Raw genomic sequence first — 14,801 nt, forward strand, 5'->3', positions numbered from 1 at the left:
CTATCCGCTGCACGCGGCGCCCTATACCCCGCCACTCGGCTGCCCCGCGGCCGCAACGATCCGGCGTTTCGCACCAAGTCGCAGCTCGCGGCCGCGCTCGCGGGTCGGGCACAGGTCGCCGCCATGCCGTTTCGAGCGCTGGTGGCCGATTGCGCCTACGGCGACAATGCGGCCTTCAGCGCTGAACGGTGGGCCGCCCGGTTGCCGTTCGTGCTCGCGCTCAAGCCACACCAGGGCTCCTGGGCCCCGGCCGATGCGGCGCACACGCCGATCGACACCGCCCGAGAGCTTGTCTGGGGAGGTCCACACGCGCCGGGCGCCTGGACCAAGGTCGTGCGGCGGTTTCGCGATGGTCGCACCACCGTGTGGTGGGTCGCCGACGCGGTCCTGGGTGGCTACGGCCCGCACCAGGCGGTCCGGAATGGGCGGCCGCCAGCGTGGACCGTCTATGTGATATCGGGGTACATTTCGGCCATGCGAAAGATGATCTTATCTGCCAGAGCTCTCACCGGAGTTCTGGCCGCCCTCGGGTTATTAGTCGCTTCGGCCAGCCCGGCGCAGGCCTCCGGGCTGGTATGGAGCATATGGACCTGCGGGGTGCATGAATGGTGTCCATCTCCAGGCACCGCCTACTGGTCAGATGATCCGTCGGGCAGCGCCCCGGGTGACGCTATCGGAGCGTGCGACCCAGCTGCTGACGGTTGGGGCGTCGAGGTTCAACTTGACGTTAACCGCAACGGTACGGTGGATCGCATCGCCACTACCCGGGGTCACGCCAGTCCGTACTGCTCGCCCTGGGCGACTGGCGATCTTCCCGAAGGCGCGCCAGTCAGGGTACGGGGTTGCCAGGTAAAGGGCACGCAGCGTGCCTGCGAAGATGAATGGCATAATTTCACAGCTTGAGAAGCTGTTCGCTCGGCAAGTGGAGCACTAACTAGATGTGGTTCGGGTGCCGCGCCCGACCTCATGACCCGTTGACGAGCTCCTCGAAGATGATCCGGTTGACCACCTCCCGGTCGTCCAGGTCCGGCACTTCCGCCGCGATCCCGCGGGCCGCGAGCGCGCGAGGGTAGATCGGGCCGTTCATCGTGTATCCGGTGCCGAGCACGGCGACGCGGGTGCGGCCGTCACGGGCGGCCTGGTCGGCGACCACCTCGGCGATGTGCAGGCCAGGCAGGGCGAGGTCGGGGCCGGGACGTTCGAGGGCCATGTGGGCGGTGTTGTCCGGGCAGGCGAAGAAGGCGGGTTCGGCGGAGCCGTGCGGGCCGACACGGTGTGGCCCGAGGTGCCCGAGGGAGAGCCGCGCGGCCGTCCGCCGGCGGGGCATCCCCGCCGGCGGTGACCAGGTCGTCCATCGAGGCCCGGCGGTCAGGTTGTGGTGGGGCAGGCGCCCGGTCCGGGCCAGCCGTCACACCAGTTCGCCTTCGGTCCCCAGATCTGCCCGACCGAGGCGACACCACCGGTGGTCAGGTCCTTCAGGGTGTAACTGAGGAGATAAGGTACGTTACCGATTTTCAGCTGGTAGGACCCGCCGCCGAGGGGTCCCCAGAACATCCAGCGCTCGTTCTTACCGGGGCTTGAGGGCTTGCCGGCGTCAACGTAATGATCAGCGACGAATATCCCCACGTTCTTCCTCTTGTAGTTGATGACCTGCAAGTGCATCGACACCGCGCACTTGGGGCCGACAAGATATCCGCGGGTCTCAAAGAAGGAGCCACCGATGGGCTCGCTGCCGGGCCTGGCGCCTTTCTGGCTCCAGTACCCCTGGAATCTGCATCTGCCGTTGCGGATGTCGACCAACCGCTTCGGATAGATCACCGTGACCCACTGGTTCACCGCCGCCGCCGCGATCGCCGCCTTCCCCACCGGGGCCGGGATCGCCGTGGCGCCTGTCACGGTGGCCGAGGATGTGGTGGCCGTCAAGGTCGTGGTGTCCATCAGCGTGTCCACTCCCGGTGAGACGGTGGTGGCGGTCTGCAGGGTCCAGTCTTTTTCAGGGCTGTTGTCGGCCGTCCACTGGACCAGCTGGGCGCCGTTGGCGGTGCTGCCGCCGCCGGAAACGGACAGGAGCAGGGAGCTCTTGGTGTTCATGAGGTGGCTCTCCGAGCCCGCCGGGTCGGCCTGCAGGATCCACTGCTGCTCGGTGCCGGACCCGCAGGTCATCTGGATGGCCTGCGCACCATTGGTGATGCTGCCGTTGCGGATCGCCAGGCACTTGCCGCTGCGGGTGTTCTTGAGCTGCCGCACTGTGGTCCCGTGCCAGGTCCACCGCTGTTCGGGACCGCTGCCACAGGTCTGCTGCACGGCACGGGCGGCGTCGGCGGTGCTGGCACCGTCGATCGCCACGCATTTGCCGCTCTTGATGTTGCGGATCTGGTAGCTGGGCGATGCGGGGTCGACAAGTTCCTGGTCACCGCCACCGCAGCTGTCCGGGCCCAGAGGGACGAAGCCGTAGGTCTCGATGATCGCGGCGTTCTGGCAGATCAGCGAGGTGGCGCCGGTGAAGACCTCCCGCCACGGGCTGGTCCGCTGCTTGTCTACGGGGATCACGTTGTACAACCGGCGCACCAGCGGCTGGCTGTAGTTCGAGTTGAGCACGAACGGCCGTTTCACCACCTTGCCGTCCTGGGCGATCCCGCCCAGCACGCGTCCGTAGCGCTTGTCCGCGGCCACCCCGCTGTACCCGATCATCTGATGGATGTAGGCGTCGATGGAGTGGGGGATGACGTAGCTCGACCCCTGTGACGGCTCGTCGTACAGCGGCTGCCCGTCATCGACCGGGATCGGGGAACCGTCACTCAGGGTGGTGCGGATACACGGGTACAGACCTGTGGTTATGTCGGCCTCGGTGATGTCCACTCTCTTCAGCCACGCCGATCGTACCCAGCTCGCCATTGGCAGCAGCGGCGTCGCCGGGATTCCGCGGACCTTCGTGATCCGGCACTGGTAAAGGTCCTTCAACTCACCGGAGGTCATGTCCGGAAGGTTCGAGGAGGCGTGGGTGGTGTAGCTGACCCCGTTGGGGAACGCCGTAGAGAATGCCGCGTTGTTGGGCAGTACGGGAGGTCCCCCGTTTGGCTGGATCTTCCCCATCCGGATGTCAGGCCACCCGTGCGCCACGAACTGCCCGATCGAGATCGGCATGATCGCGGCCTGGTCCGCCGCCACGAGCGAGACGTCGTTCTCGCGGTTCGGCACGCCCGCGATGGTGTCCCTGACGCACGGGTACTTCCCGCCGCTTACGTCCTCCTCTCTGATATCGAGAGCCGCCAGCCACTCACTGCGCAGTTGCGACCCCGATGCCGGCAGAAGAGGATGCCATGTAGTCGCACTGGCACCACATGTGAAAACGTCACGCAGGAAATCCAGACTCTTCCCGAGCAAGGCGGTCCTGCGGTTCGTCACGAATGTGATCCCGTCCAGCGCGTACGGCCGGTAGGTCACATTGGCGATCGGGGAGATCGACTGCTTGATCGGCTCGCCCGCCAGCCGGGCGAAATCCAGACACCCGTCCTGCACCCCTATCGAGTACCCCAGGGCACTCTGCCCGCCGGCGTCCCCCGCCGGGCGGTTCAGCGTGCAGTCCGGATGCGTCGCGGGGTTCTTGGTCGTGATCGTGCGTGACGCGCCCGGGTCCGTCTTGTACGAGGCCAGCACCTTCTGCCCGTTCACCGTCACCACATCCGACAACGCGTCCATCAAGTCCTGCGTCGTCGCCGACCCGACACCGGAGAGCGCTCGGTACACGGGCGATCCGATTGGATCCGCCCGTGCGGGCTGGACGGGCAACCCGCTCAGCATGCTCGCGAGCGTCGCCACGCCCAAGGAGACGGCCAGCAATCCGAACCGGCCGGTCTTTCTACCTTTTCCCCATATGCCGTACAAGTGCTTCCCCATCTGCAGGATCCCCCGGATCATCACAGCAGTGCCCGGCCATGAGACGACCAGAGCACAGACCTGCTGAATGATCGCCGGAGAATCCGTACGCTACGTGAACAATCCGCCGGTTTTCGGAGAGCACCACCTGACATTCCGGTCATCACCCGCCCCCCGAGCGAGGACCCAGGCGGTCACACCCATGTGGGCGGCTCGCCCTCGGTCTCACGATGTGAGAACGCGCTCAGCCCTGACATGCACGCACCAACCCGGACCGAATCCATCACACGCAGTCACACATTTATCGGGACCAGGCACGAGAAAGGCCATGGCGCCGCCCCGTGTCCCGGTGGACATCCACCCGTTACTTCATGATCATTTACGCGTAAGGTCGCGCCCCTACGATCGGCGCTTGCGATCAAGATCACGTCCACGTTTGTGGAGTGCTTGACGATGGCCTACACGGGGTTAGTGAAGAGGGGAATTCATGCTCGGGAAAATCATCAGGACCGCACTGGCCGGCCTGATCATGGCTACGACACTTTCGGCTATAACGACGACACCGGCCCAGGCCACGGCAGCTTATCGGCATTTCAAAAGCACCTGGGCCAACAGATGCCTGTCCGTTCAAGGCGGTTCGACGAGCAACGGTGCGTTCGTCGTTGAGTGGGGCTGCAATACCACCCCTGAGCAGAAGTGGTACTGGAGCGGCCAGAACATCGTCAACGCGAAATCCGGTAAGTGCCTGACCAGCGACAGTCTCAGCCGCGCCGTCATTTGGGACTGCCACGACTGGGAGGCCCCGGAGCAGGACTGGTGGCTGAGTTCCCGCGGCCCGCAGGGCAGCGGGGAGTGGGCCGTGGTCAACTACAAGACCGGAAGGCTCCTGGGTGTTTCTCTCAGCGGACCGACTCGCGTCGCGCTGTACAAAACAGAAGTCGATCCCGAGGGCAGTCTTACCACCTGGGACATCTACGCGGTGGCATAGCGGTCACATAGGAATCTTGCCCGGTAACGACTGGTGCCGGATTCATCGTGAAGTGTCACTGAAGTCGGAGGCTCAGAGGAGATAGCGGGCGAGGTCGGCGATGGGGTGGGGGCGGGAGAGCAGGTCGCGCAGGGCGTCCAGGTGGGTGCCGCCGAGTGTGTGGTGGGCGGTGAGGCCGGTGTCGCCCACGGCCCGCTCCCAGCCCCCGTCGTCGTTCGCGGCCTCCTCCAGCCGCCGCAGCACGCTCGCCCCGTCCGTCTCCATGGCCAGCAGTGTCAGCAGGTGCGGCCACTGGACGGCGAGTGCCGCGAGCTTGGCGACCTCGCCGTCCGAGGCGGGGGCCGCCCCGGCGAGGGCGCGGCGGTAGGTGAGGAACGAGTAGAAGCGGAACACGTTCACGTACCGCTTGATCTCGCGCGGGTTGAAGAACGTCAGGGCCGGGAGCACGAACTCGATCGCCCGGTAGGCGTTCTCGTCGCTGTAGAGGTCGTCGAAGACGCGGTCGGCGGCCTCGCGGGTCGCCGCGCAGAGGCCGCCGACGGCGTCGGAGCACTCGATGCCCAGGGCGTCCTGGGCCAGTCGGGCCGCCTCGTCGAGGGTCGTCGTGGTCGGGCGCAGCGCCCAGATGGCGTCCTGCAACCGGCTCACCTGCACCGGGTCCGGCGGCTCCGCCGCCCGCGATCCGGGCTCGGGCGTCTCCATCGGCGTTCGCGTCCCGAATTCCCGCGGTTCCGTCGTCGCTCGCAGTCCGAGTCCCGGCATTTCCACCGGCGTTCGCGCTCCGGGCCTTCGCGGCTTCGCGGGTGCCCGCAGTCCCGGCACGGCCGCTCCCGGTGACGCGGCGGTGCCGGGCGAGCCCGGTGTGACCGTGCCGGGCGGGGAGGGCCGTGCGGGAGGCAGGGGACCGCGCAAGCGCGGTCCGGCCGGATCCGGTGGCGGGTCGAGCCGTTCCAGGGCGGCTGGGGGACCCGCCGGACGCGGTCCGGCCGGATTCGGTGTCCGTGTGGTGTCCGGGTCCCGCGGTCGCGCGGTCTCCGTGCCCGCGGGAACAGTGGGAACAGTGGAAGCAGTGGAAGCAGTGGAAGCAGTGGAAGCAGTGGAAACGCCCGAGTGTGCGTCCGGAGCGCCCGAGTGCGCGTACGGAACGCCCGGGGCGACGGTCGCGGTCCGCGCGACCTCGGACACGCCCAGCAGGGCCCGTACGAAGGCGGGCAGCCGGTCGGCGTCGTCCAGCAGCGGCACGCTCAGCGGGAGCTGCACGATCTTCTCCAGGAACCGCCAGCCCAGGCCGGACCGCCCGCCGCCCGGCAGCGTCCCGGCCAGTTCCGGGTAGGCCGCCTCGACGTGCGCCACGACCACCTCCGGTTCCATGGCCAGCACGAACACGCAGTTGGGGAACTCCCCGGCGAGGAAAAGGTTGATCGCCTCGATGACCTGCGCCACCGTTCCCGGGGAGCAGCGGTCCAGGTCGTCCACGAACACCACCAGCGGGCGTTCCCCGGTGGCGACCAGGTCGAGGACCTGCCGCATGTCGGTCTGCACCAGGTGCAGGAAGCCGGTCCTGGACCGGTACCCGGGGGTGGTCGCGACCTCGTTGACGAACCCCTCGGCCGCGCCGGGGCCGAGCAGGTCGGGCTGCGTGACCAGGCCGCGGAACGCGTTGTCCGCCGACTCCCCGAAGAACCGCGCCAGTCGTACGGCGCCCGCGCCCACCACCACCGCCGACCCGGCGGAGCCGACGGCCGCCGCGGCGTTCCCCAGGAAGGCGCCGAGCGCGGGCAGCAGCGCGGCGGCGGCCAGGAGCGCCCCGGTGAGGACGACGGTGGCGACCAGGCCGAGGGCCACGGGCGCCAGGCGGGTCACCGCCAGGTGGTAGGCGCGCCTGCGGACCGCCTCCCGGTCGATCCTGGACAGGTTCAGCTCCAGCCAGAACCGTTCCCGCTCGGCGCGGGGCAGCCGCCGGGTGACCTGGCTGATGATCTCGTGGGCCAGCCCGGCCCAGACCTGCTCGCCGCTCTGGTACATCCACGGGTTGAACCAGACCGTGGGCCGCCAGTCCGCCGGCCGCAGCGGGAGCGGGCCGGGCTCGGCCCGCCCGGCGTTCTCCCGGGGGCGCCGTCCCGTCCTGGCCAGTACCTCGGCGTTGGTCAGCGCCCGCTCCGCGCGGGAGCCTGGCAGGTGGATCGGGGCCGGGGCGTCCCCGGCGGCCCCGGGGTCCAGGAGGTCCTGGATCATCCGCATCAGAGAGGTCTTGCCCGCGCCCCAGGGACCCTTGACGCCGATCGTGAGCGGGGGCCGGGTCTCGGGGTGGCGGACGAACGCGGCGATGGCCTCGGCGTAGACCCGGTGTCCGAGCTGGTCCTCGGTGGTCCACCGGTCGGCGGTGAGCCTGGCCCTGGGCCGTACCGTCCGCAGCCCGGCCCGGCGGCGGCGCAGCAGCGCCGAGGTCTGTGCCCGCTCGGCGGCCGACAGCCGCGAGTGGCCGAAGGTCCGCACGTCCGGGTGGACGAACGTGGTCGTCTCGCCCAGCAGGCCCCACTGCCTCAGCTCGGCGGCGTCGCCGAGGATCTCGTCGATCGGCTCGTCCTCGTCGAGCAGGGCCGCCCTGCGCAGGATCTCCCTGGCGGGCTCGCTCAGGTGGAGCTCGTAGACCCGCCGGACGATCTCGATCCCGCAGGCGGGCGGGGCGTGGTCGCCGAGCCGCGCCAGGACGCGGGCGAAGGCGGCGTGCGGCACGGCGGCGGTGTCCCTCGCCGGGGTCAGGGCGACACCCGCGACGGCTCCGTACGAGATCAGGATGGGCGTGCGGGCGGCCGAGGCCGCCGCGTAGCGGGCGAGCGCGTAGGCGTGCAGGTCCCCGACGCTGATCGTCCCGTCCCCGTCGAGGTCGGCGGCCCGCGTCGTCAGGCCTTCCGCGATGACGTCGGTCAGCGTGCGCACCGGGCCGGGCACCGTCTCGTCGAGCCTCAGCGTGAGGGTGAGGGCCGCCGCGGCCACCCTCGGCTCCCCGGCCACGGCGAGTTGCCTGACCGGTTCCGCGGAGCCGTCCAGGGCGCTCCAGCCGAAGTCGACGATCATCAGTACGGCGGCCGCCAGCGACTCGCCGACCTGCCGCCCGAACGCGCCGATCATCGATCCCAGCTGCCCCGAGGTCCAGCCGCCGTCGGCGGGCAGCCGGATCACCAGCAGGTCGCCCTCCCGTGCCGAGCGCAGCAGGTTCCACACGCGCTCGCCGTCCGCGCCCGCTCCCTCGCTGGTCTCGGCGTCGACGGCGAATCCCTCGGCCCGCAGGGCGCTCACCAGCCGCGCGTCCGGCCGGGCGTCCAGCCGGGCGGCGTACGGCCCGGTGGCGTGGGTGTCCATGCCCATGTCCGCGCCCGCGCTCATGCCTGTGCCCATGTTCGCGCTCATGCCCACGCCTGTGTCCGTGCCCACGCCTGTGTCCGTGCCCACGCCTGTGCCCGTGCCCGCGCTCATGCCCGCGCCCGCGTCCGGCGAGGGCGGGAGCGGTGACGAGGCCGGTGACGGGGACGGGGTCGCGGCCGGGGGAGAGTCGAGGAAGACGAGAGCTCGGCGGGTGCCCACGTGGGGCGTGGTCTCGAAGACTGGATTCGCGAACGCGAGTCCCTCGCTCAACGGTCCTCCCGATCTGACGACGGTTCAAGATCCCACTGTGGACGCGCCGGGCGGGAAAGATGGCGATCTTGGCGATAGGTCGACCTGTTTTGACGGATGTTTGCTCTCCGGTTTCCGCAAAGTTTGCGGCGGGGGAGTCTCGGCGTTCATGTGGGTTCGGTCAACTGGCCACGTACCGTGAGGGACGACGAGGAGGGGCCACATGCTTCGCCGTACGGCTCCGCGCACCACGGCCACGGTCACCGCGACCGCCACCGTCCTCGCGGGCTCGCTGTGGCACGAGGCCGCGGGCGCGGTCCTCCGGCGCTCGGGAGGTCCATACGGACCGCTCCGCGAGCCCGACGCCAACGGGATCGCGCTGCCCGAGGGGTTCAGCAGCCGGATCGTCGCCCGCACCGGCCGCAGGATCGGCGGGGTGCTGTGGCACCCGGCGCCCGACGGCGGCGCGTGCTTTCCCGACGGCGACGGCTGGATCTACGTGTCCAACTCGGAGGCCCCGCTGCTCGGCGGGGCGTCGGCCATCAGGTTCGGGCCGGACGGGGCCGTCGCCGGCGCCTACCGCATCCTGTCGGGCACCGACCTCAACCGCGCGGGCGGGCGCACCCCGTGGAACTCCTGGCTGTCGTGCGAGGAGATCCTCCGCGGCCGGGTCTTCGAGTGCGACCCCTACGGCTCGCGGGCCGCGATGCCGCGCCTGGCGATGGGCCGCTTCAGGCACGAGGCCGCGTCCTGCGACCCCGACCGGGGAGTGGTCTACCTGACCGAGGACGAGCCGGACGGCTGCTTCTACCGGTTCCGTCCGGCCTACTGGGGCGACCTGACGTCAGGCGTCCTGGAGGTGCTCTGCGCCGCGTCCGGCCGGGGGCGGGTGACCTGGCGGCGCGTGCCCGACCCCGGCGGGTCGCGGGAGGCCACCCGCGACCAGGTCGGCGACGCCAGGCGCTTCTCCGGCGGTGAGGGCTGCCACTACGCGGACGGCCTGTGCTTCTTCACCACCAGGGGCGACAACCGGGTGTGGGCGTACGACGCGGAGCGCGAACACCTGGAGGTCGCCTACGACGCGGACGCCCCGGCGACCGGTGCCGTGACCACCCCTCCGAGCGACCTGTACGTCGCCGGGGGCGGCGGTGACATGGAGATCAACCTGATCACCCCCGGCCGGGTCGTCACCCCGGTCCTGCGGATCTCCGGCCACCCCAGGTCGGAGATCACCGGCCCCGCCTTCTCACCGGGCGGCGACCGCCTCTACTTCTCCTCCCGGCGCGGCCCTCGCGGTGACGCCTCCGGAACCGACGGCGTCACCTACGAGGTCACCGGCCCCTTCCGCCGCTAGGGTGATCCAAACGGCGGCTCGTGCTCACCGTCGCGCTTTGCCGGTACGGCGGTCGATCCGCGGCCGTTGGAGGATCCTGAGAAGGCGGCCGGGGAGGGAAGGCGACTCCGCCCGCGTTCCCCCCGCCCCGGCGTGCCCGTTCCCGGTCAGGGAATCTTGGACAGGTCGATCACGTACCTGCCGCTCTTGATTTGGTACGTCATCATCCGCCCGGCCCGGTCGGCGACCGGGACCTCGCCCTGCGAGGCCTCCTCCCGGATGCCCAGGTCCGCCAGTGTGTCGGTCTTCAGGTCGTAGAGCCCGAGCCCCGGGGCGTCGCTTCCGATGAGGCGCACGTAGAAGCGGCTCTGGCCGGGCGGCTCCGGGATCTGGAAGCCGGTCGGCACCTCCTGCTGTTGTGCGCCGTCACGCTGCCGGGTGAACGCTCTGGCGCCGCCGGGCGTCGTCTCCAGGCAGGACTGGACGCCGCAGGCGAGCAGTTGCGTTCCCTGGGAGGCCGGGGCCGCGTCGCTGGTCTGCCCGGTCTCCAGGTTGACCAGGTGCGTGAACGGTGCCTTGTCCGGGGGGCTCCACGCGCCCGGCGAGCCCGCCCACGGCCAGGACAACAGGTTCAGCCCGGTCCCGCGCTCGACCGGTGTCACCCGGCCCCCGTTCACGGGAACGCTGAACACCCCGCCCTTCGCCACGGAGAACACGATCGCGCCCTTCGCCACGGCGAGGTTGTCGACCATGTCGTCTCCGATCTTGTGCTCGGCCACCCGCCTGGCCTCGCCGCCGGTCAGCGGCACTGCCCAGAGGTGCACGGAGGTCTTCGTCGCCGTCCACCACGCCACCAGGCCCTCACCCACGCCGAAGTGCGCGGCACCCCCCCTCTTCGGCAGGGGCACGTCCGCGATCTTCCGCAGATCCCCTCCGGCCAGGTCGTAGAGATAGAGGACCTCGGGCCGCTCGACCTCGCGCCACGCCTTGACCAGCAGCTTCCCGTCGTCGGTCAGCGCGACGGGACGCAGTTCCCTGCCCTCGGGGTCCTTGACGGGCATCTTCCACACGGCCTGCGGCCACACCTTCCCGACGGGTTCCGCGGTGACGCCGATCACCGCGGACGGCACGTCCGACGGTCCGGCGGCGGGCAGCGCGATCTCGTCGCCGACCCCCCGCAGGCCCACGGCCACCCCGCCGGTGACCACCGTCACGGCCGCCGCCGCGAGCAGCGCCTGGAACCTGTTCCTGCGCCGCCGGTAGCCGGTCTCCAACCGTTCCGCCGCCGAGGCGTTCAGCCGCGGCGCCCGTTCGGCCACGTTTCCCAGGGTCCTGCTCAACCGCTCTTCGATGTCGGCCATCACCGCTCCCCACGATTCGACATGACGCCTTCCTCGATGTGCTCGCCCACCGCGGAGCGGAGCTTGCCGAGCGCCCGCGACGCCTGGCTCCGCACGGTTCCACGAGAGATCTTCAGGGCCGCCGCGATCTCCTCGTCGCTCAGTCCCTCGTAGTAGCGCAACACCAGCACCACCCGCTGCTTGCGGGGCAACCCGGCCAGCGCCTCCTCCATCGCCCGCTCGTCTTCGCCGGGCGTCGCGTCGTGGTACCCGTGCTCCGGCGGGTCCCAGGTGAGCAGCTCGCGCCGCCGCAGTCGCCAGGCCGCCATGTGCAGCCTGGCCATGGTGGTACGCACATAACTTTCCGGATTGTCCTTGGCGCGCAGTCTCGGCCAGGAGGCGCGTAGCTTCAGCAGCGCCTCCTGCACCAGGTCGGCCGCGTCGTGCGGGTTCCCGGCCAGGACGTGGCCGTAACGCAACAGCGCATCGCCACGCTCGGCGACGAACCCGGCGAACCGGGGATCTGCTTCCAACTGCCTTCGCCTTTCGTCGTCCCTGTCACCTCTCAGATGGAATCGCACGGCGAACTGTTGCATCGTCCTGCGGAAAGGCGGTGAAAGGCACGGAAAGGCGCGGGAGTCCTCCCACGGCCGGAACCACGGCCGGAACCACGGCCGGAGCCGGTCGCGGGAGGACTCGTCAGGGCCGGACGGCGTGGTGCGGGATCCGGTTGACGGCGGCCAGGCCGGGCCGCTCGCGGGGCGGCCTGGCCGGAAGGCTCCACCTGTCCGGCCGCCCGGCGTCGGCTCGCGCCGGGCGTCAGCCGGACGAGGCCGCCTTCCTGACGACCTCGGTCAGTTCCTCGCGCAGCCCGGCGAAGAGCGGGTCGGTGCGGGGGCGCTCCCCGTAGGGCAGGGCGGAGGCGCGGTCGAGGACCACCCGGCCCGGCCTGCCGCTCAGCGCGAGGACGCGGGTGCCGAGGTAGGCGGCCTCGTCGACGCTGTGGGTGATGAACACCACCGTCGTCCCGGCCCGCCGCCACAGCTCGCGGACCTCCTCCTGCATGCGTTCCCTCGTGAAGGCGTCCAGGGCGGCGAACGGCTCGTCCATCAGCAGCAGCGCGGGATCGGGGGCGAGCGCGCGGGCGATCGCCGCGCGCTGCTGCATGCCCCCGGAGAGCTCGTACGGCCTGGCCCTGGCGACGTCGGCCAGCCCGGTCAGCTCCAGCAGCTCGGCCACCCGCTCGCGCCGCGCCGTCCGGGGCAGGCCGCGCAGCCCGAAACCGACGTTCCCCTCGACCGAGAGCCAGGGGAAGAGCCGGTGCTGCTGGAACACGTACCCCCTGGCAGGGTCGGGCCCCGACACCGGCCCGCCGGAGGCCGTGATGGTTCCCGCCGACGGCGCGGTGAAGCCCGCCACCAGCCGCAGCAGCGTGCTCTTGCCGCACCCCGAGGGGCCCACGACCGTCACGAACTCCCCGGCGGCGATCTCCAGGTCGATCGGCCCGAGCGCGTCGACCGTCCCGGCGCGTCCCCGGTAGGAGTGCGACACCCCGGCGAGCGCGAGCGCCGTGTCCCGGGCTCCGGCGTCGAGAGGTTCCGGGTTCCCGTCGGTCACCTCCGCGCCCGTGTCGTCTGCCGCCTCGGGGTCCGTGTTCGTGCCGCCTGCCGCCTCGGGACCTGTGTTCGTGCCGCTTGCCGCCTCGGGATCCGTGTTGGTGCCGCCCGCAGCCTCGGGATCCGCGCCCGTGCGGGCCGGGCCGGTACCCGTGCCCGCGCGGGTGGCCTCAGCTTCCGGCGAAGGCATCCGCGAGCTCCTGCGTGGCCAGGCCCTTCTGGAAGACGCTCAGCTCCGGCACGGCGTCCACCTTCTTCTGGCCCTTGAGGAACTCGGCCGAGCTGCGCAGGTTCTCGGCGAATTTGCCGGGGGCCGAGGGGGTGCCGAGATACTCGGCGGAGCGCTGCTCGCCGGCGTCGAGGAGCACGAGCTGGCCGAGCTGGCGCGCGGCCTCCGCCGGGTCGAGGTTGAGCTGGCGGCCGATGGCCGCGGCGGCGGCGTCCTTGTCGCTCCTGGCCAGCTTGACCGCGCGGTCCTGCTGCTGGAGCCAGACGTGCAGCGCCTTCGGGTACCTCTTCGCGAAGTCGTCGCTCACCACCGCGAGGTCCGCGGTGAGCTTGCCCCGCTGGGCCAGTTCGCGGCTGGTGACCAGCGTCGTGCCGCCGTTCTTCTGCAGCTCGGCCAGGGTGGGCGTCCAGACGTAGGCGGCGTCGATGTCACCGCGCTGCCAGGCGGCCTGGATGTCCGGCGGCTCCATGTCGAGGATCTTCACGTCGGCCTCCGACAGTCCGGCCTCGGCGAGCGCGGCGAGCAGGCTGTAGTGGGTGGTCGAGGCGAAGGGGGCGGCGACCCGCTTGCCCGCGAGCCCCTTGACGTCGGTCACGCCGCCCCGGGCGACGAGCGCCTCGTTGTCGCCGATCACGTCGAAGATCCACGGCACCCGGTACGGGATGTTGAGGGGCGCCGACAGCCCGCGGGTGACCGGGCTGCTGCCCGCCAGCCCGATGTCGAGCGATCCGGCGATCATCGCGGTGTTCACGTCGCCGCCGGAGTCGAACTTGCTCCATGTGATCTTGGTGTTCGGCAGCGCCTTCTCCAGCCACTGCTGGTCCTTGACGATCAGGTCCCCGTTGGGGATGAGCTGGTAGCCGATGCGCAGGGTCGCCGGGGAGCCGTCGGCGGCGGGCTTGGCCTCCTCCGTACCGGACCCGCAGGCGGTGAGGGCGAGGGCGGCGGCGGTGAGGGCGAGGATCATGCGTTTCATGGGGGTCTTTCCTAGGTACGGCCGCGCCAGGGCACCAGGCGGCGGTCCAGCGTTTGCAGGAGGAAGTCGATGAGCAGGCCGGACAGGCCGATGACGATGATCCCGAGCACGACCACGTCCGTCTGGTTGTAGCGCTGGGCGTCGCGGACCATGCCGCCGATGCCGGGCACGCCGTTCACGGTCTCGGCGGCGACCACGGTGGTGTAGGCGACACCCACGGCCACCCGTACCCCCGTGATGATCTCGGGCAGCGCGCTCGGCAGCACCACCCGCAGCGGCAGCTCGTGCCGGCGGGCGCCCAGCGAGCGGGCCGCGTTCAGGTAGTCCTCGTGCACGCCGCGTACGGCGTCGGCGGTGGCCACCGCGACCGGCGGGAGCGCGGCGAGCAGCAGGAGCCAGATCTTGGGCTCCTCGTCGATGCCGAACCAGATCACCAGCAGGCTGAGGTACGCCAGCGGCGGCAGGGTGCGCACGAACGTGACCAGCGGGCCGAGCAGCGCGCGCAGCGTGGGGACCATGCCGATCAGCAGTCCCAGCGCGATGCCGCCCGTCACCCCGTACAGGCAGCCGAGCAGGATGCGGCGCAGGCTGGTGAGCAGGTGTTCTTGCAGGGTGTAGCCGCTCACGCCCTCGACGGTGGTGCGCAGGAACTGGTCCCAGACCGCGACGGGTTCAGGTACGAAGACCGGCGGCCAGATCCCGGCCATGGCCACGGCCTGCCAGATCGCGACCAGCGCGACGATCGCCCCGGCCCGCAGCGCCAGGGCCCGCCAGAACCCCTGCACGGGTCGGAGACGGGATTGGAGACGGGGGCGGGAGGTGAGGACG

Annotated in this window: 11 protein-coding genes; 3 read left to right on the plus strand and 8 right to left on the minus strand. The window is 70.7% G+C overall.

The window, feature by feature from the left end; translation table 11 throughout:
• Window positions 1-39 precede the first annotated feature (39 nt).
• Window positions 40-903, plus strand: a complete 864-nt coding sequence (locus tag OG587_RS47220) for a transposase (RefSeq protein ID WP_443075627.1) — start codon at window positions 40-42, stop codon at window positions 901-903.
• A 61-nt stretch (window positions 904-964) separates the two neighbouring features.
• Here OG587_RS47220 and OG587_RS21165 read toward each other — a convergent pair whose 3' ends face one another.
• A complete protein-coding gene (locus OG587_RS21165; RefSeq protein WP_329092882.1) occupies window positions 965-1,327 on the minus strand; it encodes an aspartate/glutamate racemase family protein in 363 nt (120 codons plus the stop codon).
• 41 nt (window positions 1,328-1,368) lie between these two features.
• Window positions 1,369-3,897: an RICIN domain-containing protein gene (locus tag OG587_RS21170; protein WP_329092884.1), complete on the minus strand. Its 2,529-nt coding sequence runs from the start codon at window positions 3,895-3,897 to the stop codon at window positions 1,369-1,371.
• A gap of 466 nt (window positions 3,898-4,363) precedes the next feature.
• Between OG587_RS21170 and OG587_RS21175 the strand changes: the two genes are divergently transcribed.
• Window positions 4,364-4,864, plus strand: a complete 501-nt coding sequence (locus tag OG587_RS21175) for an RICIN domain-containing protein (protein ID WP_329092887.1) — start codon at window positions 4,364-4,366, stop codon at window positions 4,862-4,864.
• A gap of 72 nt (window positions 4,865-4,936) precedes the next feature.
• Here OG587_RS21175 and OG587_RS21180 read toward each other — a convergent pair whose 3' ends face one another.
• Window positions 4,937-8,500 carry a KAP family P-loop NTPase fold protein gene (locus OG587_RS21180; protein WP_329092889.1) on the minus strand — a complete coding sequence of 1,188 codons (3,564 nt, stop codon included), beginning with the start codon at window positions 8,498-8,500 and terminating at the stop codon, window positions 4,937-4,939.
• A gap of 202 nt (window positions 8,501-8,702) precedes the next feature.
• On the opposite strand from OG587_RS21180, the gene OG587_RS21185 reads away from it, so the two are divergent.
• Window positions 8,703-9,833: an alkaline phosphatase PhoX gene (locus OG587_RS21185; RefSeq protein ID WP_329092891.1), complete on the plus strand. Its 1,131-nt coding sequence runs from the start codon at window positions 8,703-8,705 to the stop codon at window positions 9,831-9,833.
• 146 nt (window positions 9,834-9,979) lie between these two features.
• On the opposite strand, the gene OG587_RS21190 is transcribed toward OG587_RS21185, so the two are convergent.
• From OG587_RS21190 to OG587_RS21210, 5 genes are all read right to left on the minus strand, one after another.
• Window positions 9,980-11,173 (minus strand): hypothetical protein, encoded by a 1,194-nt coding sequence (locus OG587_RS21190; RefSeq protein WP_329092893.1) that lies wholly within the window; start codon window positions 11,171-11,173, stop codon window positions 9,980-9,982.
• Entirely contained in the window at window positions 11,173-11,685 is a 513-nt protein-coding gene (locus OG587_RS21195) for a SigE family RNA polymerase sigma factor (protein WP_329092895.1), read from the minus strand. The genes OG587_RS21190 and OG587_RS21195 overlap by 1 nt, the downstream gene beginning before the upstream one ends.
• Window positions 11,686-11,971: 286 nt before the next feature.
• On the minus strand, window positions 11,972-12,958 hold the full coding sequence (locus OG587_RS21200) for an ABC transporter ATP-binding protein (RefSeq protein WP_329092897.1): 987 nt from the start codon (window positions 12,956-12,958) through the stop codon (window positions 11,972-11,974).
• Entirely contained in the window at window positions 12,939-13,973 is a 1,035-nt protein-coding gene (locus OG587_RS21205; RefSeq protein ID WP_329092898.1) for a taurine ABC transporter substrate-binding protein, read from the minus strand. The genes OG587_RS21200 and OG587_RS21205 overlap by 20 nt, the downstream gene beginning before the upstream one ends.
• 11 nt (window positions 13,974-13,984) lie before the next feature.
• Window positions 13,985-14,758, minus strand: a complete 774-nt coding sequence (locus OG587_RS21210) for an ABC transporter permease (protein ID WP_329092900.1) — start codon at window positions 14,756-14,758, stop codon at window positions 13,985-13,987.
• Window positions 14,759-14,801: the final 43 nt, after the last annotated feature.

Origin of the sequence: Streptosporangium sp. NBC_01469, assembly GCF_036227305.1 — a bacterium.
In the GTDB taxonomy this organism is placed as follows: Bacteria; Actinomycetota; Actinomycetes; order Streptosporangiales; family Streptosporangiaceae; genus Streptosporangium.